Origin of the sequence: Leisingera methylohalidivorans DSM 14336 (assembly GCF_000511355.1) — a bacterium.
GTDB lineage: Bacteria > Pseudomonadota > Alphaproteobacteria > Rhodobacterales > Rhodobacteraceae > Leisingera > Leisingera methylohalidivorans.
The window spans coordinates 578,551-602,031 of record NC_023135.1 but is presented as its reverse complement, the minus strand read 5'-3'; the positions used below and the strand labels follow the sequence as shown (position 1 = coordinate 602,031).

25 protein-coding genes are annotated in these 23,481 nt (G+C 64.2%); 12 read left to right on the top strand and 13 right to left on the bottom strand.

Annotation, left to right across the window (positions count from 1 at the left end; genetic code table 11):
• Nucleotides 1–59: 59 nt before the first annotated feature.
• From METH_RS03105 to argH, 5 genes are all read right to left on the bottom strand, one after another.
• Complete coding sequence (locus tag METH_RS03105; RefSeq protein WP_024088957.1) at nucleotides 60–2,666, bottom strand: TIGR02302 family protein; 2,607 nt, start codon at nucleotides 2,664–2,666, stop codon at nucleotides 60–62.
• Between the two features lie 37 nt (nucleotides 2,667–2,703).
• Complete coding sequence (lysA, locus tag METH_RS03100) at nucleotides 2,704–3,969, bottom strand: diaminopimelate decarboxylase (protein WP_024088956.1); 1,266 nt, start codon at nucleotides 3,967–3,969, stop codon at nucleotides 2,704–2,706.
• A gap of 597 nt (nucleotides 3,970–4,566) precedes the next feature.
• Complete coding sequence (locus METH_RS24280; protein ID WP_024088955.1) at nucleotides 4,567–4,719, bottom strand: hypothetical protein; 153 nt, start codon at nucleotides 4,717–4,719, stop codon at nucleotides 4,567–4,569.
• Between the two features lie 91 nt (nucleotides 4,720–4,810).
• Nucleotides 4,811–4,987, bottom strand: a complete 177-nt coding sequence (locus METH_RS24275) for a hypothetical protein (RefSeq protein WP_024088954.1) — start codon at nucleotides 4,985–4,987, stop codon at nucleotides 4,811–4,813.
• Nucleotides 4,988–5,023: 36 nt separating this feature from the next.
• Entirely contained in the window at nucleotides 5,024–6,418 is a 1,395-nt protein-coding gene (gene argH, locus METH_RS03095) for an argininosuccinate lyase (RefSeq protein ID WP_024088953.1), read from the bottom strand.
• On the opposite strand from argH, the gene METH_RS03090 reads away from it, so the two are divergent.
• The 8 genes from METH_RS03090 to phbB all read left to right on the top strand — a co-directional run bounded on the left by METH_RS03090 (nucleotide 6,417) and on the right by phbB (nucleotide 13,047).
• Nucleotides 6,417–7,004 (top strand): TlpA disulfide reductase family protein, encoded by a 588-nt coding sequence (locus tag METH_RS03090; protein ID WP_044008315.1) that lies wholly within the window; start codon nucleotides 6,417–6,419, stop codon nucleotides 7,002–7,004. The genes argH and METH_RS03090 overlap by 2 nt on opposite strands.
• An 18-nt stretch (nucleotides 7,005–7,022) precedes the next feature.
• Complete coding sequence (locus tag METH_RS03085) at nucleotides 7,023–7,694, top strand: hypothetical protein (RefSeq protein ID WP_156927432.1); 672 nt, start codon at nucleotides 7,023–7,025, stop codon at nucleotides 7,692–7,694.
• 91 nt (nucleotides 7,695–7,785) lie between these two features.
• A complete protein-coding gene (locus METH_RS03080; RefSeq protein WP_024088950.1) occupies nucleotides 7,786–8,127 on the top strand; it encodes a hypothetical protein in 342 nt (113 codons plus the stop codon).
• A gap of 122 nt (nucleotides 8,128–8,249) precedes the next feature.
• The gene (locus tag METH_RS03075) at nucleotides 8,250–8,648 is read left to right on the top strand and encodes a hypothetical protein (protein ID WP_024088949.1); all 399 of its coding nucleotides are present in this window, start codon (nucleotides 8,250–8,252) and stop codon (nucleotides 8,646–8,648) included.
• Nucleotides 8,645–9,577 (top strand): sterol desaturase family protein, encoded by a 933-nt coding sequence (locus METH_RS03070; RefSeq protein ID WP_024088948.1) that lies wholly within the window; start codon nucleotides 8,645–8,647, stop codon nucleotides 9,575–9,577. Before METH_RS03075 ends, METH_RS03070 begins: the two co-directional genes overlap by 4 nt.
• A gap of 128 nt (nucleotides 9,578–9,705) precedes the next feature.
• Complete coding sequence (locus tag METH_RS03065) at nucleotides 9,706–10,545, top strand: EAL domain-containing protein (protein ID WP_024088947.1); 840 nt, start codon at nucleotides 9,706–9,708, stop codon at nucleotides 10,543–10,545.
• 415 nt (nucleotides 10,546–10,960) lie between these two features.
• Nucleotides 10,961–12,136, top strand: coding sequence for an acetyl-CoA C-acetyltransferase (locus METH_RS03060; protein WP_024088946.1), 1,176 nt, complete (start codon nucleotides 10,961–10,963; stop codon nucleotides 12,134–12,136).
• A gap of 188 nt (nucleotides 12,137–12,324) precedes the next feature.
• Complete coding sequence (phbB, locus tag METH_RS03055) at nucleotides 12,325–13,047, top strand: acetoacetyl-CoA reductase (protein WP_024088945.1); 723 nt, start codon at nucleotides 12,325–12,327, stop codon at nucleotides 13,045–13,047.
• 92 nt (nucleotides 13,048–13,139) lie between these two features.
• Here the strand turns inward: phbB and METH_RS24270 are convergent, their stop codons facing one another.
• The gene (locus METH_RS24270; RefSeq protein ID WP_024088944.1) at nucleotides 13,140–13,301 is read right to left on the bottom strand and encodes a hypothetical protein; all 162 of its coding nucleotides are present in this window, start codon (nucleotides 13,299–13,301) and stop codon (nucleotides 13,140–13,142) included.
• A 112-nt stretch (nucleotides 13,302–13,413) separates the two neighbouring features.
• Here METH_RS24270 and METH_RS03050 point away from each other — a divergent pair, with 112 nt between their 5' ends.
• Both METH_RS03050 and yddG read left to right on the top strand, forming a co-directional pair.
• The gene (locus METH_RS03050; RefSeq protein ID WP_024088943.1) at nucleotides 13,414–14,361 is read left to right on the top strand and encodes a transcriptional regulator GcvA; all 948 of its coding nucleotides are present in this window, start codon (nucleotides 13,414–13,416) and stop codon (nucleotides 14,359–14,361) included.
• Nucleotides 14,358–15,221: an aromatic amino acid exporter YddG gene (yddG, locus tag METH_RS03045; protein ID WP_024088942.1), complete on the top strand. Its 864-nt coding sequence runs from the start codon at nucleotides 14,358–14,360 to the stop codon at nucleotides 15,219–15,221. Before METH_RS03050 ends, yddG begins: the two co-directional genes overlap by 4 nt.
• A gap of 109 nt (nucleotides 15,222–15,330) precedes the next feature.
• Here yddG and METH_RS22935 read toward each other — a convergent pair whose 3' ends face one another.
• The 3 genes from METH_RS22935 to METH_RS03035 all read right to left on the bottom strand — a co-directional run bounded on the left by METH_RS22935 (nucleotide 15,331) and on the right by METH_RS03035 (nucleotide 16,719).
• Nucleotides 15,331–15,504 (bottom strand): YdcH family protein, encoded by a 174-nt coding sequence (locus METH_RS22935; RefSeq protein WP_024088941.1) that lies wholly within the window; start codon nucleotides 15,502–15,504, stop codon nucleotides 15,331–15,333.
• Nucleotides 15,505–15,739: 235 nt separating this feature from the next.
• Nucleotides 15,740–16,507, bottom strand: coding sequence for a tRNA1(Val) (adenine(37)-N6)-methyltransferase (locus tag METH_RS03040; protein ID WP_024088940.1), 768 nt, complete (start codon nucleotides 16,505–16,507; stop codon nucleotides 15,740–15,742).
• Nucleotides 16,504–16,719, bottom strand: coding sequence for a putative signal transducing protein (locus METH_RS03035; protein ID WP_024088939.1), 216 nt, complete (start codon nucleotides 16,717–16,719; stop codon nucleotides 16,504–16,506). Before METH_RS03035 ends, METH_RS03040 begins: the two co-directional genes overlap by 4 nt.
• Nucleotides 16,720–16,776: 57 nt before the next feature.
• Here METH_RS03035 and METH_RS03030 point away from each other — a divergent pair, with 57 nt between their 5' ends.
• On the top strand, nucleotides 16,777–17,775 hold the full coding sequence (locus METH_RS03030; protein WP_024088938.1) for a polyprenyl synthetase family protein: 999 nt from the start codon (nucleotides 16,777–16,779) through the stop codon (nucleotides 17,773–17,775).
• A 186-nt stretch (nucleotides 17,776–17,961) separates the two neighbouring features.
• On the opposite strand, the gene METH_RS03025 is transcribed toward METH_RS03030, so the two are convergent.
• The 4 genes from METH_RS03025 to soxR all read right to left on the bottom strand — a co-directional run bounded on the left by METH_RS03025 (nucleotide 17,962) and on the right by soxR (nucleotide 22,920).
• The gene (locus tag METH_RS03025) at nucleotides 17,962–18,783 is read right to left on the bottom strand and encodes a 4-(cytidine 5'-diphospho)-2-C-methyl-D-erythritol kinase (protein WP_024088937.1); all 822 of its coding nucleotides are present in this window, start codon (nucleotides 18,781–18,783) and stop codon (nucleotides 17,962–17,964) included.
• Entirely contained in the window at nucleotides 18,773–20,485 is a 1,713-nt protein-coding gene (locus tag METH_RS03020; RefSeq protein WP_024088936.1) for a tetratricopeptide repeat protein, read from the bottom strand. The genes METH_RS03025 and METH_RS03020 overlap by 11 nt, the downstream gene beginning before the upstream one ends.
• Before the next feature lie 135 nt (nucleotides 20,486–20,620).
• Nucleotides 20,621–22,270: an electron transfer flavoprotein-ubiquinone oxidoreductase gene (locus tag METH_RS03015; RefSeq protein ID WP_024088935.1), complete on the bottom strand. Its 1,650-nt coding sequence runs from the start codon at nucleotides 22,268–22,270 to the stop codon at nucleotides 20,621–20,623.
• A gap of 194 nt (nucleotides 22,271–22,464) precedes the next feature.
• Entirely contained in the window at nucleotides 22,465–22,920 is a 456-nt protein-coding gene (gene soxR, locus METH_RS03010; protein WP_024088934.1) for a redox-sensitive transcriptional activator SoxR, read from the bottom strand.
• Between the two features lie 97 nt (nucleotides 22,921–23,017).
• Between soxR and METH_RS03005 the strand changes: the two genes are divergently transcribed.
• Complete coding sequence (locus METH_RS03005; protein WP_024088933.1) at nucleotides 23,018–23,398, top strand: VOC family protein; 381 nt, start codon at nucleotides 23,018–23,020, stop codon at nucleotides 23,396–23,398.
• Nucleotides 23,399–23,481: the final 83 nt, after the last annotated feature.

The window sequence follows — 23,481 nt, the reverse complement described above, 5'->3', positions numbered from 1 at the left end:
CCCGGCAGCATCCTTTGTCCTGAAGTTTCAGATATCCGGTTGCCGCAGGCGGCCGGGGTTCAGAACCTGTCCAGCAGCCGTTGCAGGTAGTTGCGCTCCCGCTCGCTTCGGTCGCGCTCTCCTGCCCGGCGGCGGATGTCCTCCAGCAAATTCCAGGCGCGGCGGTAGGCATTGCCCTCTCCCACTTTGCCGCCATCATCCACCGATCCGTTGCTGCGGCCCAGCGGGTCCAGCCGCTCGCCCTCAGCCGTGGCCGAAGGCTGCCCCTGGCCGTTGCGCTGGCCGTCTTCGCGCTGCGCCAGCGCTTGGCCCAGATTGCGCATGCCTTCGCGCAGTGCCTCCATCGCCTCGGACTGCTGGTCGATCGCTTCGGCCATATCACCGCCGCGCAACGCATCTTCTGCGCCCTCCATCGCCCGGCCCGCCCGGTCCAGCGCTTCGCGGGCGGCATCGCCTGCCTCGCCATCCAGATAGGGCAGCCCCTCCTGCTGGCGCTGCAATTGCCGGCGCAGGGCCTGCTGACGGTCTGCAAGCGAGCCGTCCGCACCCGGCTGCGTGCGGCCATCGGGGCCGGAACCTTGGGGAGTGCGGCTTTCGGCGCCGTCGCTGCCCTGACCGTCCTGGCCGCTGTCACCGCCCTGGCCGCCCTGATGGCTTTGGCCGCGGCCCAGCCCGCCATCGCGGCCTTCGTTGCCCTGGCTCTCGCCGCTGCGGGCGCCGGGATTGAACTGTTCCTGCAAATCACGGAATGCCTGGTCGGACAGCCCCTGCTGCTCGCGCAGGGTTTCGCCCAGCCCTTCCATCGCCTCCCGGCCCTGGCTGCCCTCGCCCTGACGTTGCTGTGCGCGCGTCATCCGCATGTTTTCCATCATTTCCTGAAACTCGCGCAGCGCCTGTTCGGCCTCCGCCATGCGGCCCTGCTGCATCAGCTCCTGGATGCGGTCCATCATCGCCTGCAGGTCATCCTGGCTGAGGGTCATCATGTCCTCGGGCATCTCGCCCGGTTCCAGCACCTCGCCATTCGCCTCAGCCTGCCGGCTCAGCTGGCGCATATAGTCCTCGGTCGCCTCGCGCAGCTCCTGCATCAACTGGGCGATCTCCTGATCGCTTGCGCCATCGCGCATGGCCTGGCTCAGCCGTTCCTGCGCCCGCTGCATCCGCTCCAGCGCGTCGCCCACGTCGCCCTCTTCCAGCTGGATCGCTAGATCCCAGAGCGCTGCAGCGATTTCCGCCTGCTGCGGCTCCGGAATGCTGCCCTGCACGGTATAGCTTTCCAGCCGCCGCAGGATGGTGCGCAGCCGCAGGAAATCGCCATAGTCGCGGAACAGGTCTTCGGGGCGGTGCGACAGGGTGCGCAGGATCTGCGCCGTCCGCGGCGCATTTGCGCGCGCCCACAGCAGATCCCGGCGCTGTTCGATCACGGCAGCCGCCAGCGGATCAAAGAAACGGCGGGTGACAAGATCAGTGCCAAAGCCGGCCGCCGCCGCGGATTGCCCGGCCGCATCCACCGCCGAGAAAGTGAAGACCACCGGCAGGTTGGCCCAGGGGTGCCGGGCGAAATCCTCGATCAGCTTTTCGGTGAACTCCTTGCGCGAGCCTGACAGCGGCAGCGGCAGATCCAGCACCAGCGCCTCCCGCGGGTCGGGGTCTGCGGCCAGCCCGTGGCGGCGCTCCACGGCAGCCAGATCCAGCGCAATCCGGACCTGGCCCGCGGCCACGCCATAGTCATCGCGGGCCGCAAAGGCCAGCGTGGTATAGCCGTCGCTCTCCAGCTCCGGCCGGCCCGCAACCGCCACCCTGGGTGCCTGGTCCGGGATCACCTCGACCTGCCAGCTGCGGCCGCCGGTGCCGTCGATAGAGACCGTGCCGCTGCGGCGGACATCGAATTCCATCGCGCCGTCCAGGTCCGGCGGCGGCTCTGGGCTTGGGCCTGCGACGCTTTGCGACAGGCTGAGCGCCCCCGCCTCGCCATAGAACCGCAGGGTGACGCGGCTGCCTTCCGGCAGTTTCAAGGCGCCCCCGGCCTGATCGTTCAGATACAGGACCGGCAGGCGGGTATAGTCAGGCGGCTCTGCCCAGCCCTCCCAGGCCGGGCCGTTGAGGGCGGCGCCGCCGTCCGCTCCCAGCTCCTTGATCGACGCCGCTTGCCAGACCGAGCCGAACAGCAGCGCCACCGCCAGGAACAGACCGGCCGCATAGCGCAGCGCATATGGATCCGCTGCGGCCACGTTCAGATCCGGTGCAGGCGCCCGCGCCTGTGCCGCGGCCTCGGCCATCCGGCGCTGATGCGCCTGCCACAAGACGATCGAGGCGGCATCCCCGGCCCCGACGGCCTGGGTATCCAGCATCGCCGCAACCGGCCGCCCGGGCAGGGTTGCGTCCAGCCGCGCCAGGGCCTCGCTCCGGGCAGGCCAGCGGAACCGCCAGGCGCCCCAGCCAAAAGCGGCTGCGGCTGCAAGCACGGCAGCGATTGCGCCGGTCCAGACCGCTGATTCCGGCAGCAGAAGGTGCAGGCCCAGCATCAGCGCCGCCAGCGCCGCCATCAGCACCGAGGCCAGCGGCCAGAACGCCCGCATGGCGCGTTCAGCCACAAGTCCGGACTGCGTCAGCAGCACAGGCCGGCGCAGGCGTTTCAGGGCCGGATCGGCACGTCTGTCAAAGGGCATTCGGGCCTCATGTTCGGATGGCCCGCGCCGGATCGCGTCAGAGCCACTCCGGGATGGTATCGCGGTTTATCATTTCGTCAAAGGCGGGACGTGCGCGGATAACTGCGAATTGATCCCCATGCACCAGAACTTCGGGGATCAGGGGGCGCGAGTTATACTCGCTGGCCATCACCGCGCCGTAGGCCCCGGCACTGCGGAAGGAGACCAGATCGCCCGCGGCCAGCGGCGGCAGATCGCGCTGCTTGGCAAAGGTATCGCCGGTCTCGCATACCGGGCCGACAATGTCGTAAGGCTGGCTTTCGGTGCCTGCCGCCGGTTCCTGAACCGGTACGATGTCGTGATGCGCCTCATACATCGCCGGGCGGATCAGGTCGTTCATCGCCGCATCCAGGATCAGGAAATCGCGGCCTTCGCCCGATTTCAGATAGATCACCCTGGACACCAGCTGGCCCGCGTTGCCCGCGATCAGCCGCCCCGGCTCAATCTCGATTTCGCAGCCCAGATGACCCAGCGTCTCCTTGACCATCCGGCCGTATTCGACCGGCAGGGGCGGTGCCTCGTTGGAGCGGGTATAGGGAATGCCCAAGCCCCCGCCCAGATCCAGGCGGCGGATGTTATGGCCGTCTTCCCGCAGGGTTCCGGTCAGCTCCGCCACCTTCTGATAGGCCAGCCGGAACGGCTCCAGATCGGTCAGCTGCGAACCGATGTGGACATCGATCCCGACCACATCGAGCCCTTTCAGCGCCGCCGCGCGGGCATAGACCTCGCGGGCGCGGGCAATCGGGATGCCGAATTTGTTTTCGGATTTGCCGGTGGCGATCTTGGCGTGGGTCTTGGCGTCCACATCCGGGTTCACCCGGATGGTGATGGGGGCAACCACGCCCAGCTCCTGGGCCACCGCGTTGATCACTTCCATCTCCGGCTCGGATTCCACGTTGAACTGGCGGATGCCGCCGGTCAGGGCGATGCGGATTTCCTCTGCCGTCTTGCCGACACCGGAAAACACGATCCGCTCCCCCGGCACGCCTGCCGCCCTGGCCCGCAGGTATTCGCCCTGGCTGACCACATCCATGCCCGCTCCGGCCTGCGCCAGGGTCTTGAGGATGGCCTGGTTGCTGGCCGCCTTCATTGCAAAGCAGACCAGGTGATCGGTGCCCTCCAGCGCTTCGTCAAACAGCCTGAAATGCCGCAGCAGGGTGGCGGTGGAATAGACATAGAACGGGGTGCCCACCGCCGCGGCGATCTCGGAGATGGGAACGTCTTCGGCGAAAAGCGCGCCGTCGCGGTAGAGAAAATGATCCATGGCCCCGCGTTTAGGGCAAAAGGGGCAGATGGATCAAATGATTCCGCCCCTGCCCTCTGCCGGAATAAAAGCAGCTCTCCCGCCCGCCGCAGACGCATCAAAGATGCGCCAGCCCCCGTTGACGTGCAAACTTCGAATACCTTTGCAGGGTGCAGCAGTATTGCAGGCAGCGCCGCGTGCTTGGCCGCCCTTGGGATTTGAGTATTGGAAAAAAGATGAAGAGGCACGCACCGGCGCGTCATCTTTTCAGAAATACTCACTGCTCAACGGCTGGCACAACGGCGGCGCCGGGACGCGACATCAGGGTGTTGCCCCCCCGGCGTACGCCCCTGTCACCGCATTTTAAACCCCATATGCCACTCTCTCTCCTGATCGCGGTCACCGCCGGGACTGACATCCCCGGCCTCCAGGAACAGGGCCCTTTGGCAAGGGCACGCAGAGACAACGTTCAGCGTGCGGGAGGAACCTCCCGTCCCGCCTCCGCCTCCTTGGCGGCGCCGCCACTCCTTACCGCTGATGATCAGCACATCAGATACAGAACAGGCAGCAGACAGCAAACGGACGGGCCGCAAGGCCGGACGGCAGGCGGGCGTGTGCCTAAAACGTATGGGACACCCCGGCCCGGCCATAGCCGGAAACCGACACCCCGGTTGCTGCGGGTTCATGGTTTTGCGGCGGTTTGGATGCCCGCGCTCCGGTGTCGCAAGCCGCAAGGCCGATCAGGGCCAGAAAAACAACGGCAGCTTTCATCGCAATATCCCCAAAGGAAAACCGCCCCAGCGGTTTGCAGGGGCGGTGCAGAAATGGTGTTTCAACAGCACCGCGTCAAGTGCGCGGGCCGCTAGAACCCCAGGAACACGCTGACCGGCCCCTTATGCAGCCCGACCGCGCCGCCCACGTGGATACCGCTGTTCCCGACGCCGACACCGGCGTTCAGTGTCGGCTGCACCGGTTCGCCATCGACGCCGCAGGCGGCCAGCACCGCCAGCCCAAGCAAAGCAAAGATCATGTTGCGCATTTTCCGCCTCCCTGCCGCAGGCCCTGCCTCGCGGCCTCAGCCTGCCAGCATCTCTGTCCAGCGGGCGATCTGCGCGCGCACTTGCGCCGGCGCAGTGCCGCCGTAAGACATCCGTGAGTTTACCGAATTCTCGACGCCAAGCACAGTAAAGATATCTTCGGTAATCTCTGCATGCACCCCCTGCATATCCTCCAGCGACAGATCCGGCAGGTCGCAGCCGCGGCTTTCGGCCATCGCCACCAGGGTGCCGGTGACGTGGTGGGCGTCCCGGAACGGCACCTTCAGCACCCGCACCATCCAGTCGGCCAGATCGGTGGCGGTGGAAAAGCCGGACCCGGCCGCCGCCGCCAGCTCAACGCGGTTGCCGGTCATGTCCTTGACCATGCCCTCCATCGCCGCCAGCGCCAGCATCCAGTTGTCGGCGGCGTCAAACACCTGTTCCTTGTCTTCCTGCATGTCCTTGGAATAGGCCAGCGGCAGCCCCTTCATCACCATCATCAGCGCGGTATTGGCGCCAAAGATCCGGCCCACCTTGGCACGGATCAGCTCGGCTGCGTCCGGGTTCTTTTTCTGCGGCATGATCGACGAGCCGGTGGAGAAGCGGTCGCTCAGCGTTACAAAGCGGAACTGGGCCGAGGACCAGATCACCAGTTCTTCGGCAAAGCGGGACAAATGCACCGCGCTGATCGAGGCCACAGACAGGAACTCCAGCGCAAAATCGCGGTCCGACACCGCGTCCAGCGAGTTGGCCGCAGGGCGGTCAAAGCCCAGCGCCTGTGCCGTCATCTCCCGGTCGATCGGGAAGGAGGTGCCGGCCAGCGCCGCCGCCCCCAAGGGCGATTCGTTCATCCGCGCCCGCGCATCCCGCACCCGTGACAGGTCGCGGCCGAACATTTCCACATAGGCCATCATATGGTGGCCCCAGGTCACCGGCTGCGCGGTCTGCAGATGGGTAAAGCCCGGCATCACCCAATCCGCACCGGCCTCGGCCTGCGACAGAAGCGCGCGGATCAGCGCCAGCAGCCCCGATTCCGCCGCGTCCAGCTGGTCGCGCACCCAAAGTTTGAAATCGGTCGCCACCTGGTCATTGCGGCTGCGGCCTGTGTGCAGACGGCCCGCAGGCTCGCCGATGATCTCTTTCAGGCGGGCCTCCACATTCATGTGGATGTCTTCCAGTGCTGTGGAAAACTGAAACGTTCCGCCCTCGATCTCTGACAAAACGGTGAGCAGCCCTTCCCGAATGGCCTCGGCATCATTATCCGTAATGACGCCTGCTGCGGCCAACATTGCCGCATGGGCCCTTGAGCCTGCGATGTCCTGTGCTGCCATCCGCTTGTCGAACCCGATCGAGGCGTTGATCGCCTCCATGATCGCGTCCGGGCCAGCGGCGAAGCGGCCGCCCCACATCTGGTTCGAGGATTGATCTGTCATGGTGTGGAACCCCGGAGATAATATGCGTCTGTTTCGTCAGCTTTCCCTTTATATGGCCCTGACCTTGGGTGCAAATGCGGCCTTTGCCGCGGACCCGGCGCAGCTGGAGGGTTTGCGCGACGGCTCGCTGAAGCGGCTGGTTGTGCATTCCGAGCCGCGGGATGTGTCCGCCACCGCGTTTGAACTGGCGGATGGCGCCGGCACCGCCAGCCTGGAGGATTACAGAGGCAAGGTGGTTCTGTTGAACTTCTGGGCCACCTGGTGCGCCCCCTGCCGCAAGGAAATGCCGCAGCTGGCCGAGCTGCAAGAGGAATTCGGCGGCGCGGATTTCGAGGTGCTGACCATTGCCACCGGCCGCAACTCTCCCGCCGGCATCCAGAAGTTCTTTGATGAAAACGGCATCTCCAACCTGCCCCGCCATCAGGACCCGAAACAGGCGCTGGCGCGGGAGATGGCGGTGATCGGCCTGCCGATCACGGTGCTGCTGGACCGCGACGGCAAAGAGGTCGCCCGGCTCTTGGGCGATGCCGAGTGGAATTCGGACAGCGCCAAGGAGATCGTCAAGACGCTGATCGCGTCAAAGTAGCTTGAACCTGCCAATGAAGTGAGTAGCTTGGAGCAGGAATACCAGTTTCAGGAGACCACTTTGAAAAAGTACTTTATGAGCGTGGCAGTTGCCGGAACAGCGCTTTTTTTTAATAGCACCGACGTCCAGGCCGGTGAGATTTTACTCGAAGGACATAGACCCAAACTCACTCTTCATTCTGATTTGAGGTTGCGGGGCGACATAAAGAAACAGTTTTCCTATTTTAAGAAGAACGCAGATTACTATGGCGCTCTTTATATAAATAGCCAGGAGGACATCGCTGGCGAGTTTTGGGACACAAGAAGCCTGGCGCTGGCAAAGCAAAGCGCCTTGAAATCTTGTCGTCTCAAATCTGAGGACCCGTCACTTTGCGCACTTTATGCTACAGTTGGCCCTAAAAAACCGGCGGCAGGCGACGGTATCAGGCTAAGCCAAAGCGGAAACCGCCTCTTCAAGGAGTACCAAAGAACGCAGAAAGACGGAAAATTTGGTGCCTTCGCGACGACTAAATACGGGCACCCTGGTTATAGCAGAAATTTAAGCTCCGAAGTTGAGGCAAGGGCCACCGCTATCCGTTACTGTCGAAAAAGTGTAAAAGGTGTTAACGCGAACACATCAGCTCACCTTGTTCAGAATGTCATGGCGGGAAGCGGCAGCAAGTGCAGCGTCATCCATGTAACCAGGCCCTGACAAAGGCAGCCGCTGACCCGGCAGAAATTCGCACTATTTCATTCCTGAGGGGCGCCCCCGCAAGGCGCCCGCTAATAGGGTGGAGAGTGATATGAAACCTGTTGTGCTACTGATCGGCAAGCTGCCGCATGTGATCGGCAATGTCGCAGAGCAGCTTGACCATCTGCCGATTCAATGGCTCGGCGCGCATGACCAGCCCGAGGTGGTGCGCCAGCTGGAAACCGAACCGCGCATCGCCTGCGTGATCATGGGCGCGGGTCTGGACGACCAGATCCGCGGCGACCTCATTGGCATCATTGCGGCGCTCAGGCCCGATGTCTGCATTCACCTGAAGGACCGCGCCTCCGGGCCGGACGGGCTGGTGCCCTTTGTCGAGCGAGTGGTCCGGATGCAAGTCCTGGCTCCGCCGCAGCGCGCGGCCGCGGCGGTTTAGGCAAGCGCCGCCCGCGCGCGGGTTGCGGTCCCTGCCCTGCCGGCGGGGCAGGATCCGCTTGACCCCACGCCACCTTTGACAGCCGCCTGACCGGCCGCCAGTCTGCCCGGCGGGAGGAGACTATGCCGCTTGAACTGCTGCTGGCCCTGGTTGCGGGCGGAATAGCCGCAATTGCCGCAATCCTGCATCTGTCGGGACGGTCTGAACGCGCCGTGCTGACCGCGGAAACTGCGCGTGCAGCCTGGCTGCGGCATTGCCCCGGCGACAGCATCCGCAACGTGCGGCCTGCGGCAGACGGCCATGCGGCGCTGATTGCAGCCCGAAGCGGCGCGGGCCTGGTTTGGGCCTTTGGCGCCGGCACCGTGGCCCGGCACCTGAGCGCCGCGGAAGTTTCCCCCAGCCCCAACGGTTTGCGGTTTGACTTCAACGACTTCAGCGCTCCGAGCCTGTCTCTGACGCTGACGGCGGCCGAGCGCGAACACTGGCTGGCGCTGATCGCCGCCGCCAGGGCTGCGGCATGAACGGAACACTCTCTTACCCCGATGCGACCCAATTGGCAGTGCCGTTCTTCATCGCCGCCATTCTGGCCGAACTGCTGTGGATCGCTTTGAAGGAACGCGGCGGGCGGTATGAGACGCGCGATGCGGTCACCTCGCTGATAATGGGCGCGGGCAGCGTCGCCGAAGGGCTGCTGCTGGGCTTTGCCGCCTGGGGGATTCTGATGCTGCTGTGGCGGATCACGCCGCTGGACACCGGCACGTCCCTGTGGGCGGTGCTGGTATGTTTTGTGCTGGATGATCTGCGCTATTACTGGGTGCACCGTCTGGGCCACCGGGTCCGCTGGGTCTGGGCCAGCCATGTCAACCACCATTCCAGCCAGCATTACAACCTCACCACTGCGCTGCGGCAGACCTGGACCGGGACCTTCACCTTCATGATGGTGGTGAAGGCGCCGATGGTCCTGCTGGGGTTCCACCCGGCGCTGGTGCTGTTTTGCGGCGGGCTGAACCTGATCTACCAGTTCTGGATCCACACCGAGACCATAAGCCGCCTGCCGCGCTGGTTCGAGGCGGTGATGAACACCCCCAGCCACCACCGCGCCCATCACGGCCGCAATGCGCGTTATCTGGATTGCAACTATGCCGGCGTGTTCATCATCTGGGACAGAATTTTCGGCACCTTTGTGCCCGAACAGGACCACGACCGCCCCGATTTCGGCCTGGTCCACAACATCGCCAGTTTCAATCCGCTGCGGGTGGCTTTTCACGAATGGGCGGGCATTTTCAGGGACATTGCCCAGCCCGGCCTCAGCTGGAAACAGCGGCTGCTCTATGCGTTTGCACCGCCGGGCTACAGCCACGATGGCAGCCGCAGCACCTCGGCCGGAATCAAGGCGGAGCATCTCGCCCGCCACCCCGAGGATGCAGGCACCCCCGGCTTTGACAGCTAGACCGCCCGCGGCGGCATCAGGCGGATCGTTCAAATTCGAACTTTAATTCCGCCTCAACCCTTTTGCGTGAAACTGCCGGGAGCATCATACTGTGTCACAACTTTGCCGGAACAGGGTCCCAGCAGCACATGACCAAATTCAACGCCAATGCAAGAATGCCCGAAGGTTCTGAAAGCCCGCTGAACGCGGCGGTGACCGGCCGCGACCGCTGTACGCTGGACATGGTTTCAGAGGCGGTGCGCCACAATCAGACCGTGCTGGCCTATCAGCCCGTCATGCAGGCGTTGGCGCCGCGCGGGGTGGCGTTTTACGAGGGGTATATCCGGGTGCTTGATCCGACAGGCCGGGTGATTCCCGCCCGCGAATTCATGCATGTGGTCGAAGAAACCGAAACCGGCCGCGAGATGGACTGCCTGGCGCTGCAGCATGGGCTGCGGGCGCTGGATAAATACCCGCAGATCCGCCTGTCCGTGAACATGTCGGCCCGTTCCATCGGCTATCAGCGCTGGTCCAAGGTGCTGGAGCGGTTCCTGAAACGCGACGCAACACTGGCTGAGCGGCTGGTGCTGGAAATCACCGAAGCCTCGGCCATGGCGGCACCGGAACTGGTGACGGATTTCATGGGGCGGATGCAACAGCACGGGATTGCCTTTGCGCTGGACAATTTCGGTGCCAGCACCACCTCGATCGGCCATTTCCGCCAGTTCTTTTTTGATGCGGTCAAGATCGACGGCCAATTCGTGCGCGGCGTGCATGCCAGCCACGACAACCAGTCCGTTGTGCGCGCGCTGGTCGGCATTGCCAAGCAATTCGACATGTTCACCGTCGCGGAATCGGTGGAAAGCCAGGCGGAGGCGGAATTCCTGGTCGATACCGGCGTTGATTGCCTGCAAGGCTACCTGTTTGGCGCTCCTTCCGTCTCGCCGCCCTGGATCGAGGACCTGAAGCGCCGCCGGGAGGCCGGCTGAGCGCAGCCGGGGACAGGTCGCTTGCCTGCCCTGCCAGGCAACGGTGCCGCACAGGCGCCCTGTGAAGGGCCACGGTCCCTTTGCGCCGCCTCTGCCGCATGCGCATCAGCGTCTCTGCACTGGCAGCCCTGTTATTCCTGTATTTCCCGGGACCGGACCGTTGATGCCAATCGCGTGGCGCTTCGCTGCTTTGCCGGCGGATCACCCCGGGCTGACGGGAATCCTGTGTTGCAAGGCGTTTCTGACGGTTGACTCTGCTGCCCCCCCTGAGACACCCTGTCAATTGCTGCACATGCAGCAATAGATTATGTCGGCATCCGGAGGACACGGGTAAGATTGTTGCGCGCCCGATTTCACATCCCGCGCGCAGAGATCCCCCGGAAGACCTGAATTGATGGCAGAGGACCAGAAATCAATGACCAATGTTGTAATCGCATCCGCCGCGCGCACCGCCGTCGGCTCCTTTGGCGGCTCGTTCGCCAACACCCCTGCCCACGATCTGGGCGCAGCCGTTCTGGAAGCCGTGGTAGAACGGGCCGGTGTGGACAAATCCGAAGTCTCGGAAACCATTCTCGGCCAGGTTCTGACCGCCGCCCAGGGCCAGAACCCTGCCCGTCAGGCCCATATCAATGCCGGCCTGCCGCAGGAAAGCGCCGCCTGGAGTCTGAACCAGGTGTGCGGCTCGGGCCTGCGCGCAGTGGCACTGGGCGCCCAGCACATCATGCTGGGCGATGCCTCCATCGTTGCCGCCGGCGGCCAGGAAAACATGACCCTGAGCCCCCATGCCGCGCATCTGCGGTCCGGCCACAAGATGGGCGATATGAAATATATCGACACCATGATCCGCGACGGTCTGTGGGATGCTTTCAACGGCTACCACATGGGCCAGACCGCCGAAAACGTGGCCGAGCAGTGGCAGATCTCCCGCGAGATGCAGGACGAATTTGCCGTTGCCTCGCAGAACAAGGCGGAAGCTGCCCAGAAAGCCGGCAAATTCGCCGATGAGATCGCCGCCTTCACCGTCAAGCACCGCAAGGGCGAGACTGTGGTGGACCAGGACGAATACATCCGCCACGGCGCCACCATGGAAGCGATGCAGAAGCTGCGCCCGGCCTTCACCAAGGATGGCTCGGTCACTGCCGCCAATGCCTCGGGCCTGAACGACGGCGCTGCCGCCACCCTGCTGATGAGCGCCGATGAGGCCGAGAAGCGCGGCATCGAGCCGCTGGCCCGCATTGCGTCTTATGCCACTGCCGGCCTGGACCCGTCGATCATGGGTGTCGGCCCGATCTATGCCTCGCGCAAGGCGCTGGAAAAGGCCGGCTGGTCGGTCGGCGACCTGGATCTGGTCGAAGCCAACGAAGCCTTTGCCGCCCAGGCCTGTGCCGTGAACAAGGACATGGGCTGGGATCCGTCGATCGTCAACGTCAACGGCGGCGCCATTGCCATCGGCCACCCGATCGGCGCTTCGGGCTGCCGGGTGCTGAACACGCTGCTGTTCGAAATGAAACGCCGCGACGCCAAAAAAGGCCTCGCCACCCTGTGCATCGGCGGCGGCATGGGCGTTGCCCTCTGCGTGGAGCGCCCGTAAGTGGCGCTATATTACTGATATCGGAGGGCGCCCTGCCAGGGCGCCCTTTTTCTTTTACAATTCAGCGGTATCTCGCGGGTGCGACAATTTTTTGCGGCAATGCAGAAATTTCATGACGCAATATTGTTGCGCAGGCGAAACCGAAACTGTAGCAAGATTACAAAGAAGTCAAACTGGAGGATTCTTGAATGGCACGTACTGCACTCGTCACCGGCGGTTCCCGCGGCATCGGCGCAGCAATCTCGCAGGCGCTGAAGGCGCAGGGCTGCAATGTGGCCGCGACCTATGCCGGCAATGACGAAGCCGCGGCAAAGTTCACCGACGAAACCGGCATCAAGACCTATAAATGGAATGTCGGCAGCTATGAGGAAAGCGCCGAAGGCATCGCCAAGGTCGAAGCGGAAGTGGGTCCGATCGACATCGTGGTCGCCAATGCCGGCATCACCCGCGACGCGCCGTTCCACAAGATGACGCCGCAGCAGTGGCAGGAAGTGATCGACACCAACCTGACCGGCGTGTTCAACACCGTGCACCCGGTCTGGCCCGGCATGCGCGAGCGCAAATTCGGCCGCGTTGTCGTGATCTCCTCGATCAACGGCCAGAAGGGCCAGTTCGCGCAGGTGAACTATGCCGCGACCAAGGCGGGCGATCTGGGCATCGTGAAATCGCTGGCCCAGGAAGGCGCCCGCGCAGGCATCACCGCCAATGCGATCTGCCCCGGCTATATCGCCACTGAAATGGTGATGGCGGTTCCGGAAAAGGTGCGCGAGTCGATTATCGGCCAGATCCCGGCCGGCCGTCTGGGCGAGCCCGAAGAGATTGCCCGCTGCGTCGCCTTCCTGGCGTCCGACGACTCGGGCTTCATCAACGGTTCGACCATCTCCGCCAACGGCGCGCAGTTCTTCGTATAAGCTGCACCCGCAGTTGAAACGGCAAGGGCCGGTCCTGATGGACCGGCCCTTTTCCTATCCCGTAAGTGCCTTTTTCTGAAATCAGAGCGCGCTCAGGCCCAGCGGGAAACCTTGGGACGGAAGGCTGGCAGGTGCCGCGCGCCGAACAGCCGGGCCCAGGCCAGTTTCAGCACGTGTTTCAGCACCTCACCGCGCTCAGTGTGGGCACGGGCCATGGCAGACTTCACGGCAGCATCAGCAGAGTATTCCAGCATCTTCGGCCTCCTATTCGGATCAGTATCCTTTAGATGCATTCACTGTGACGACGTTCCGTCAAACGCGCAAACGAGACTTTGCAGAGGTTCAGTTAAGCTGTACTTGTGTGAAATGCCTGACCGCCTGCCGCCCCTCACCGCTTTGCGCGCGTTTGATGCCGCCGCCCGGCACATGTCCTTTGCCAAGGCGGCGGAGGAGCTGCATGTGACCCCCGCTGCGCTGTCGTTTCAGATCAAATCGCTGGAGGAGCATCTGGGCCAGCCGCTGTTCCGCCGCCTGAACCGCGCGGTGGAGCTGACGGAAGCCGGCAAGACACTGGCCCCCGGCGCCGCCGAAGGTTTTGAAGCGCTGACCGCCGCCTGGCGCGCCGTGCGCCGTCTGCAGGACAACACCACGCTGACGGTGACCGCGGGACCGGCGCTGACCGCCAAGTGGCTGGCGCCGCGGCTCTATGAATTTGCCCGCAGCCACCCGGAGATCGACCTGCGCTTCTCGGCCACGCTGCGGCAAATGGATTTTGCCCGGGACGAGGTCGATGTGGCGATCCGCTTTGGCTATGGGCCGGACGAAGGCGTCTGGGCAATGCCTCTGCGCAAGGACTGGATGACCCCGGTGATGACGCCGGAGCTGGCCGAACGCTACCCGACCCCCAAAAGCCTGACCGAGGCGCCGCTGCTGTTTGACGAGTCGCTGAACTTCCTCGATCCGCCCTGTGACTGGCCGGTGTGGTTCCGCACCCAGGGGATCGATTTCACCCCCGCCCATGGCGCCTGGTTTTCACAGGCCGACCATGCCATCGACGCGGCGCTGGCCGGGGTCGGCGTGGCGCTGGGACGGCGGCCGATCGTCGTGACGGACCTTCATGCGGGCCGGCTGGTGGCACCGTTCAAGACCGCGATTGAGACCAAGGCGCATTTCCGGTTCCTCTGTGCCCGCGGCACCGAAAACCGCCCCCAGATCGCCGCCTTCCGCGAGTGGTTTGTTGCCGAGATCGAAAAAACCGCCTACGTCTCGGACGCTTTTGACATCATCCCCGTTGAGGACATCCCGCCGCCATGACCAGATCCCGTGCGACCGCCGTCGGCTTTATCGCTGTTTTGCTGTGGTCGCTTCTGGCGCTGCTGACCGTCGGGTCGGAACCTGCGCCGCCGCTGCTGCTGAATGCGCTGTGTTTCACCATCGGCGGCACCCTGGGCATGATCTGGACCGCCGCCAGCGGCAAGCTGGGCCAGCTGAGGCTGGTGCCGCTGAAGGTCTATGCCTTCGGCACCCTGGGCCTCTTTGGCTATCACGCGCTTTACTTCTCGGCGCTGCGGCTGGCCCCTGCGGCCGAAGCCGGGCTGATCGCCTATTTGTGGCCGCTGCTGATTGTGCTGTTCTCCGGCCTGCTGCCCGGCGAGCATCTTAAGGCGGGGCATCTGATCGGGGCCGGACTGGGCTTTGCCGGGGCTGCCACCATCATCTCCGGCGGCGGCGAGGGGTTTCAGGCGCAATATCTGCCCGGCTATGGCCTGGCGCTGCTCTGCGCGCTGACCTGGTCAGGGTATTCGGTGCTGTCGCGGCTGGTGGGCAAGGCGCCGACCGCCTCGGTCGCTGTTTTCTGCCTGGCCACCGCGATCGCCTCCTGGGGGCTGCATTTCGCGCTGGAGGAGACCGTCTGGCCTGCAGGCACGCTGGGCTGGCTCTCAACCCTGCTGCTGGGCCTTGGTCCTGTCGGACTGGCGTTTTATGTCTGGGACATCGGCGTCAAACAGGGCGACATTCAGATGCTCGGCACCAGCAGCTACGCCGCGCCGCTGCTGTCGACGCTGATCCTGGTGCTGGCGGGCATTGCCGCCGCCTCCTGGGGGCTGGCGCTGGCGGCGGCGCTGATCACCGGCGGGGCGCTGATTGCGGCAAGGGCCAGTTCGGCAAGCTGACCCCGTCATCCTGATCCGGCAATCCTGCTCCCGCAAAATGAAAAGAGGGCCGCCGCGCCGGGCAGGCCCTCCGAACCGTGTTGCCGGGACGCATCCCGGCGGGAACTCCTCAGACCAGTTCAGTCGTCAGACGCTCAATCTCTTCCTTCAGCTTGAGCTTTTGCTTTTTCATTGATGCGATTTCCAGACCGTCGGTACTGGGCGATCGTTGGGCCTGTTCCACTTCCATGCTCAGATGCTCGTGCTTCTTCTTAAGTTCGGTCAGATGCGAGCTAAGGCTCATGGCAACCCTCCTTCTTAGAGCTAGATGTGTTCGACATCAAAGAGTGGACCACAAGTTTCCACGTCTGTCACGCCGCAGCCGCAGTATTTTTGTCATGAAATTTTCATATCAGCCATGCGCCGCGCATTTTGCCGCAGGCGGCATCGCATTCCGGCAGAAACCTGCTGATAAACATGTCTCATAAGTTGAATGCGGATGGCTTGCCCCCTATATTCGCGGCGCTGCAAAATCCCTGTCAGACCGGCCAGGGCAACGCCGCACCTTCGCGCAGAACCGCCCGGATTTGCGGCTGGTAGCTGTCTCCGTCCCGCTCATGCCGGGCCCCTTCATGCAGAATCAGCGGCGCATGCAGCCGGAAACCGGCCCGCCCGCCCTTGCGCGCGCGTAGGATCACCAGCTCAGCCGCCCGCCCTGCGCGCGGCGCCAGCGGCAGCACCTCGACCGAGCCAAGACCGCCGCTGCAGGCCGCCAGCATATCCGGCAGCCGGTCGGTGCGCTGGATCATATGCAGGTATCCTTTCGGCGCCAGCCGCCGGGCGGCGGTGGTGATCCAGTCCGCCAGCGGCGTGCCCTCCCCCAGCGCGACCTGCCTGCCGGCATCGCGCGCCCGGCTGTGGGCGCCCGGTTTGTAATAAGGCGGATTGGCAACGACGTGATGGAACTGGCGCTGTTTCAGGACCTCTGGCAGTGCCGATAAATCGGCCTCGAACACCTCGATCGCCTGACCGTTCTCCGCAGCATTGCACCGGGCCAGCTCCGCGTAAGGCGGCTGCAGCTCCACCCCCGCCAGCTGCAGGTCCGGCACCCGCGCGGCGAGGCACAGCAAGGCCTGTCCGGCACCGCAGCCCAGCTCCAGCACCGCCTCGCCCGGCCGTGCCGGGACCGCCGCTGCCAGCAGCACAGGATCCACCCCCGCGCGGTATCCCTTGACGGGCTGCCACAGCCGAACCCTGCCGCCAAGAAAGCCGTTGCAGCTCAGCGCCTCTTTCGCAAAAGCATTCATCGGCCCAGGGGAATTTCATTGTCGCGCATCACCACCAGCGCGTCGTCGTAATCATCCGCCCGCACCATCAGGCGGCGCGGGAAAATTCCGATGCCGCCTTCCAGGACGCTCATATTTACGTCCATTTGAAAGCAGTCTATATCCTCACCCTCAAGTAGGGCGGAGGCAAAGGCCATGATCGTCGGATCGGTGCTGCGCAGAAGCTCTTTCATGAGAACGGATCTAAGGGCAAGGCGCCTGCCTTGTCGAGCCTTGCGGGCAGGAATGTGATGGACCAAGTGATGACCAAGAAGCCGCATGAAATGCTGGCCGCCACGCTGAGCCAGGAACTGGACGCGGTGAATGTGCTGATCCGCAAGCGGATGGCCTCGGAACATGCGCCGCGCATCCCCGAAGTGACCGCGCATCTGGTTGAGGCCGGCGGCAAGCGCCTGCGGCCGATGCTGACGCTGGCAGCCGCGAAGATGTGCGGCTATCAGGGCGATCACCATCTGAAACTGGCCGCAACGGTCGAATTCATCCATACCGCCACCCTGCTGCATGACGATGTGGTGGATGAAAGCGCCCAGCGGCGCGGACGCCCCACCGCGAACCTGCTCTGGGACAACAAAAGCTCGGTGCTGGTCGGCGACTACCTGTTTGCCCGCAGTTTCCAGCTGATGGTGGAGACCGGGTCGCTGCGGGTGCTGGACATCCTTGCCAATGCTTCGGCCACGATTGCCGAGGGCGAAGTGCTGCAGATGACTGCCGCCTCGAACCTGAAGACCGGCGAAGACATCTATCTGCAGGTGGTGCGCGGCAAGACCGCGGCGCTGTTCTCGGCCGCGACCGAGGTCGGCGGGGTGATTGCCGGGGCCTCCGAGGCGCAGGTGAAGGCGTTGTTTGACTACGGCGACGCGCTGGGGATCGCCTTTCAGATCGCCGATGACCTTTTGGACTATCAGGGCGACAGCAAGGCCACCGGCAAGAACGTCGGCGACGATTTCCGCGAGCGCAAGCTGACCCTGCCGGTGATCAAGGCCGTGGCGCAAGCGACGGAGGAAGAGCGCGCGTTTTGGACCCGCACCATCGAGAAGGGCCGCCAGCAGGACGGCGACCTGGAGCAGGCGCTGGCACTGATGGCGAAATACGGCACGCTGGAAGCCACCCGCGAGGACGCCTGCCGCTGGGCGGCCAAGGCGAAGGCGGCGCTGGAGGCGCTGCCCGATCACGAGATCCGCAGCATGCTGAGTGATCTGGCCGATTACGTGGTGTCGCGGCTGAGCTGACCGGGAAAAGGGGGCGCGGCCCCCTCGGCCCTGCGGCCTCACCCCCGGAGTATTTTCGACCGGAAAGACGCGGCAGCACGGTGGCGCGCCGTGCGCAAGCGCGGCGCCTGGCCCAATGGCGGGCAAGCATCTTTGATGCGCCGCTCCGCGGGCGGGAGCGCCTTGTTTGCAGCCGGGTGCGGCGTCTCAGGTCAGGGTGACGGCGCTGCACCACCAATCGGAATGCTCGGCCCCGATTTCATAGGCCGCCATATGGGCGGCCTTTTTTGTGGGATAAAGCGCAAAGCAGGTGGCGCCGGAGCCGGACATGCGGGCCATCAGCGCATTTCGGCTGCTGCGCAAATCGGACAGGGTCCGGTCAATCACGGGGGCCAGCGCGCAGGCCGGGGCTTCAAGATCATTGCGCTGCTCCTGCAGCCACGCGGCGCAGTCTTCGGCGGACGTGAAGGCGGGGATGTCCTGCGGCATCGGCGGGTTGTCACGGCAGGCAAGCGCCGAAAACACCGGGCCTGTCGGGACATGCGCGCCGGGATTGACCAGCAGCGCGTGCAGCTCCGGCAGGTCCGCGGCGGCCACCTGTTCACCGATCCCCTGCATCCGGGCTGCGCGGGCTTTCATGCAGACCGGCACGTCGGCGCCAAGCGACAGTGGCAGTGCCTCGGGGATATTGCGTCCCTCCGCCGCAACCGCGCGCAGGACCGCAGCCGCGTCCGAGGAGCCGCCGCCGATGCCCGCGCCATGCGGCAAATGCTTGCTGAGGCTGATCCGGCCGGTCCAGCCGGCGCCTGCGGCGGCTTTCCAGACCAGGTTCCGCTGATCTGCCGGCACGCCGTTTGCAAACAGGCCGGAAACCTCCAGAGCCAGTTCGGGGCCGGGTTCAAGACGCAGCTGATCCCCGGTATCCGCAAAGACCACCAGCGAATCCAGCAGGTGATAGCCATCGCTGCGGCGGCCGGTCACATGCAGGGTCAGATTGATCTTGGCAGGCGCAAAGACCTCAGCCGCCATTTGCGACCTTCAGGGGCTCGGCGCCTTCCTCGGCCAGCACAGCATCCAGCCCGATCTCCAGCTTGCGGCGGATGCGTTCGGGGTCGGCCTCGCCATCGGTGTCTTCGGGTTTGATGAAGGACAGCGCCCGCTTCCACTGAAACTCAGCCTCGCGGGCGCGGCCGACGGCCCAGTAGACGTCGCCGAGATGATCGTTGACCACCGGATCCACCGGCATCAGCTCCACTGCGCGTTCCATATGGGCGACCGCCTCGTCAAACTGGCCCATGCGGTAGAGCACCCAGCCCAGGCTGTCGACGATAAAGCCGGAATCGGGCCGTGCCGCGACGGCGCGTTCGATCAGATCCAGTGCCTCGTCCAGCTTGCTGCTTTTTTCGACCAGCGAGTAGCCCAGGTAGTTCAGCACCTGCGGCCGGTCCGGGTCCAGTTCCAGCGAGGCGCGGAAATCGGCCTCGGCCTGCGCCCATTGGCCCAGCCTTTCATAACAGATGCCGCGGGCATAATACAGGAACCAGCCGGTGCCCGAGCCTTCGGGCGTGTTGGCCAATGCCTTGTCATAGGCGCTGGCAGCGCCGGCATAGTCTTCCTGCTGACGCAGCAGATCGCCGAGGCTGACATAGACGCTGGGTTGTTTCGGGAAGTCCCGCGCCAGCTGTTCCAGAACCTCGATGGCCGCGTTTGGCTTGGCGGCGCGGCGCAGCGCCTCGGCGCGGCCCATTTCCGCGGCATGGTAATCGGGGTGGCTGACGGGCACCTGTTTGTAGGTGGCCACCGACAATTCATACCGGCCCAGCTGATCCAGCAGCCCGGCGCTCAGCAGAATTGCGTCCACATGATCGGGGCGCAAGGAGGCCGCTATGCGGGCATACATCAGCACGTAATCATTGGCGGTGTCGCCATTCAGGGCCGCACCAAGGGTATAGAACACCTCGGCGATCCCCTCCAGCGGGCTGGGAGCGATGGTGTAGGAAAGCGTTTCACCGGCAGCGAGCTGCGCATCCATGGCTGCCAGGCCGGGGTCCAGGCGGCTGCCGAAGGCCGCTTTCAGCGCCTCGCGGGCGTCGTCATGGCGGCCCAGCTGCGACAGGATCTGCACCCGCGCGACCGCCGCGCGGCGGCTGAGGGTGGCCAGGCGGCCGTCCTCGGCGGCAAACAGCTCTTCGGCGCCGCCGTAATCCCCGGCGGAGGCCAGCGCCAGCGCCCGGTGATAGAGCACAAAGGGGCGCAGGCTGCCATCCCGGGCCAGCTGATCAAAACTTTTGAGCGCATTGGAGACGGAGCCGGTGCCGATATGCGCCCAGCCTTCCAGCAAGCCGTCCACCAGCGGGTGGATCGCCGCCTGTTCGGCGTCGCGGTCCAGGATCGCCTGGAAATCACCCGCCGCCGCATGGCCGCCCGCAAGGATGATATTGGCCACCTGGCTGCGGGCGCCTGTTTGCAGCAGCCGCTGCGCCACCGGCACGGCCAGTTCGGCCTTGCCCATGGCGAGCTGCGCAAAGATCACGTTTTCCATCAGCAGCGGGTTCTGCGGATCGCGCGCCAGTGCCTGGGTATAATACAGCGCCGCCGCGGCAAAATCGCTGTCATAGGTTGCCGCCCGCCCCGCCAGATAAGCGCCGGCCAGCCCGTCCGCCTGCGCGGCAGGCACGGAGGCGGCCGCCAGGGCCGCACAGGACAGGGTGCGAAGAATGGATACGGGCACGCGGGACCCCTTTACGATTTACTGCTCTTGCTCTTCTAAGAAAGCGTAGTGCGCAGCCCGTCAACACGCAATGGGGCGGCCCGAGGACCGCCCCATTAATTCCGGCAAAACCGCGCCGAAAAGCTGAATTTCCGATCACATGTTCGGGTAATTCGGGCCGTCGCCGCCCTGCGGCGTGGTCCAGGTGATGTTCTGGGACGGGTCCTTGATGTCGCAGGTCTTGCAGTGAACGCAGTTCTGGAAGTTGATCACAAACTCCGGCTGGCCGTCTTTTTCCACCACCTCGTAAACCCCGGCCGGGCAGTAGCGCTGCGCCGGTTCGGCGAATTTCGGCAGGTTGATCTGGACCGGAGTGTCCTGATTGCCCAGGCGCAGGTGGCAGGGCTGGCTTTCCTCGTGGTTGGTCATCGAGAAGCTGACGTTGGTCAGCCGGTCGAAGGACAGCACCCCGTCGGGCTTGGGATAGTCGATGGGCTTGTGCTTGGAGGCTTCCTCGGTCGCTTCGGCGTCGTTCTTGCCGTGGCCCAGAGTGCCGAACAGCGAGAAGCCCAGGAGGTTGTTGGTCCACATGTCCAGCCCGCCGAAGGCCAGCGAAGCGGTGAGCCCCCATTTGGACCACATCGGCTTCACGTTGCGGACCATCTTCAAGTCCTTGCCGATGGCGCCGCCGCGCACGTCGGTCTCATAGGCGGTCAGCTCATCACCCGAACGCTCTGCCTTGATCGCGTCGAATGCGGCTTCGGCGGCTGCCTTGCCCGACAGCATCGCATTGTGGTTGCCCTTGATGCGCGGCACGTTGACCATGCCCGCCGAGCAGCCCAGCAGCGCCACGCCGGGGGCCACCAGTTTCGGCATCGACTGCCAGCCGCCCTCGGTGATCGCGCGGGCGCCGTAGGCGACGCGCTTGCCGCCCTTCAGCAGCTCGGCCACCACCGGGTGGTGCTTGAAGCGCTGGAATTCCATGTAGGGGAACAGGTGCGGGTTCTTGTAGTTCAGGTGCACCACGAAGCCCACGTAAACCTGGTTGTTGTCCAGGTGGTAGATAAACGAACCGCCGCCCGCGTTCTTGCCCAGCGGCCAGCCCATGGTGTGGGTGACGGTGCCTTCCTTGTGCTTAGCGGGGTCGATCTCCCAGATCTCTTTCATGCCGAGCCCGTATTTCTGCGGCTCCTTGCCGTCGGACAGGCCGTATTTGGCAATCACCTCCTTGGACAGCGAGCCGCGCACGCCCTCGCCCAGGAAGACATATTTGCCGTGCAGCTCCATGCCCGGTTCATAAGACGGCCCCGGCGTGCCATCGGGGTTGCGGCCGAATTCGCCGGCCACCACGCCCTTCACTTCGCCGCCCGCGCCATAGACCAGCTCGGAACAGGCCATGCCGGGGAAGATTTCGACGCCCAGTTCTTCGGCCTGCTCGGCCATCCAGCGGCAGACGTTGCCCATCGAGACGATGTAGTTGCCGTGGTTGTTCATCAGCGGCGGCATCGGGAAGTTGGGGATCCGGACATGGCCGGCTTCGCCCAGCATCAGGAAGTTGTCTTCCTTGACTTCGACGTTCAGCGGCGCGCCTTTTTCTTTCCAGTCCGGCATCAGCGCATTCAGGCCGCAGGGGTCCAGTACCGCCCCCGACAGAATATGCGCGCCCACTTCCGAGCCTTTTTCCAGGACAACGACCTGCAGGTCGGCATCCAGCTGTTTCAGACGGATGGCCGCAGACAGACCGGCAGGGCCGGCCCCGACGATCACCACGTCGTATTCCATCGCTTCGCGTTCAATCTCGGCCATTTTGCGGCGCTCCTTGGCTTTTATTCGCTACCGGCCCCACCAGAGTTGCGTGGGCGCAATTTTATTTCGCGGTTGCTTAGCGTTTGGCAGGCCTGCCGGTCAATCCAAACTCCGCGTCAAACACCTGTAAAACAGGCAACTGAGACAAAAAGTGCGTCCATTATCGTCACTCAAGCATCAATTTCCGCCGCAGATCATGTCTCGGGCCGGTCTCCCATCAGATATCGGGGTCCCTGCCCCTTCTCTGCAGCCCTGTCTTCGGGGTTGTAAAGTTTGCAATTCGGAAGCGAAAGACAGCCGCAGCCTATGCAGCCGTCCAGATTGTCGCGCAGCCGCAGCAGGGTTTCGATTCGCTGGTCCAGATGGCTGCGGAAGTTTTCAGAGATCCGCGCCCAGTCTTCTTTGGTGGGCGTCCGGCTGCCCGGCAGGCTTTTCAGGAACCCGCGGATTTCCGGCAGGGAAAATCCGAACTGCTGGGCAATCATGATGAAGCTCATCCGCCGGATGTCGGCGCGGTGGAACCGCCGCTGCCCGCCTGCATTGCGCCAGGGCTCCACCAGCCCCTGCGCCTCGTAATAGCGGATGGCGGACACGGCGAGGCCGGTGCGGCCGGCCAGATAGCCGATGGATATCCCGGCGGATGAAGGCATGGCAAACTCCCTGAAGAAATCTCTTGAGCTAAAGTTAGGTTTAGGAATTAGGGTGAGTCGTATCAACAGGTTTGCTCAAGCGACAAGGAGATTTCCAATGAGCGCAGTTCTTGAACACGCAAACGTCACCGTCGCCGACCCCAATGCCACTGCGAAATGGATGAAGGAGGTTTTCGGCTGGCATGTGCGCTGGGAGGGCGAGGCCAAGAATGGCGGCTACACCGTGCATACCGGCGGCGAGACCAGCTATCTTGCGCTTTACACGCCGCGGACCCCCGCAGGCAAAGCGCCGGAAAGCTACGGCATCATTGGCGGGCTGAACCACCTGGCGGTGATCGTCGAGGATCTGAACGCCACCGAGGCCGCGGTAAAGGCCGCCGGCTTCACGCCGGTGAATCACGGCGATTACGAACCCGGGCGCCGGTTCTACTTCCATGATGAGAACGGCATCGAATACGAGGCGGTGCAATATGATTGATCTCCTCTGGCAGGCTGCCCTGCCCGCGCTGCCCGCACGCGGCATTTTTCCGCGCAATCCTGTGGAAAACACCTGCAATCCGT

Bases quoted from the DNA above. Each gene is read 5' to 3' on its own strand.
- METH_RS03105 (WP_024088957.1), bottom strand. From the start codon at position 2,666: ATGCCCTTTGACAGACGTGCCGATCCGGCCCTGAAACGCCTGCGCCGG.
- lysA (WP_024088956.1), bottom strand. From the start codon at position 3,969: ATGGATCATTTTCTCTACCGCGACGGCGCGCTTTTCGCCGAAGACGTT.
- METH_RS24280 (WP_024088955.1), bottom strand. From the start codon at position 4,719: ATGAAAGCTGCCGTTGTTTTTCTGGCCCTGATCGGCCTTGCGGCTTGC.
- METH_RS24275 (WP_024088954.1), bottom strand. From the start codon at position 4,987: ATGCGCAACATGATCTTTGCTTTGCTTGGGCTGGCGGTGCTGGCCGCC.
- METH_RS03090 (WP_044008315.1), top strand. From the start codon at position 6,417: ATGGTGTGGAACCCCGGAGATAATATGCGTCTGTTTCGTCAGCTTTCC.
- argH (WP_024088953.1), bottom strand. From the start codon at position 6,418: ATGACAGATCAATCCTCGAACCAGATGTGGGGCGGCCGCTTCGCCGCT.
- METH_RS03080 (WP_024088950.1), top strand. From the start codon at position 7,786: ATGAAACCTGTTGTGCTACTGATCGGCAAGCTGCCGCATGTGATCGGC.
- METH_RS03075 (WP_024088949.1), top strand. From the start codon at position 8,250: ATGCCGCTTGAACTGCTGCTGGCCCTGGTTGCGGGCGGAATAGCCGCA.
- METH_RS03070 (WP_024088948.1), top strand. From the start codon at position 8,645: ATGAACGGAACACTCTCTTACCCCGATGCGACCCAATTGGCAGTGCCG.
- METH_RS03065 (WP_024088947.1), top strand. From the start codon at position 9,706: ATGACCAAATTCAACGCCAATGCAAGAATGCCCGAAGGTTCTGAAAGC.
- METH_RS03060 (WP_024088946.1), top strand. From the start codon at position 10,961: ATGACCAATGTTGTAATCGCATCCGCCGCGCGCACCGCCGTCGGCTCC.
- phbB (WP_024088945.1), top strand. From the start codon at position 12,325: ATGGCACGTACTGCACTCGTCACCGGCGGTTCCCGCGGCATCGGCGCA.
- METH_RS24270 (WP_024088944.1), bottom strand. From the start codon at position 13,301: ATGCTGGAATACTCTGCTGATGCTGCCGTGAAGTCTGCCATGGCCCGT.
- METH_RS03050 (WP_024088943.1), top strand. From the start codon at position 13,414: ATGCCTGACCGCCTGCCGCCCCTCACCGCTTTGCGCGCGTTTGATGCC.
- yddG (WP_024088942.1), top strand. From the start codon at position 14,358: ATGACCAGATCCCGTGCGACCGCCGTCGGCTTTATCGCTGTTTTGCTG.
- METH_RS22935 (WP_024088941.1), bottom strand. From the start codon at position 15,504: ATGAGCCTTAGCTCGCATCTGACCGAACTTAAGAAGAAGCACGAGCAT.
- METH_RS03040 (WP_024088940.1), bottom strand. From the start codon at position 16,507: ATGAATGCTTTTGCGAAAGAGGCGCTGAGCTGCAACGGCTTTCTTGGC.
- METH_RS03035 (WP_024088939.1), bottom strand. From the start codon at position 16,719: ATGAAAGAGCTTCTGCGCAGCACCGATCCGACGATCATGGCCTTTGCC.
- METH_RS03030 (WP_024088938.1), top strand. From the start codon at position 16,777: ATGGACCAAGTGATGACCAAGAAGCCGCATGAAATGCTGGCCGCCACG.
- METH_RS03025 (WP_024088937.1), bottom strand. From the start codon at position 18,783: ATGGCGGCTGAGGTCTTTGCGCCTGCCAAGATCAATCTGACCCTGCAT.
- METH_RS03015 (WP_024088935.1), bottom strand. From the start codon at position 22,270: ATGGCCGAGATTGAACGCGAAGCGATGGAATACGACGTGGTGATCGTC.
- soxR (WP_024088934.1), bottom strand. From the start codon at position 22,920: ATGCCTTCATCCGCCGGGATATCCATCGGCTATCTGGCCGGCCGCACC.
- METH_RS03005 (WP_024088933.1), top strand. From the start codon at position 23,018: ATGAGCGCAGTTCTTGAACACGCAAACGTCACCGTCGCCGACCCCAAT.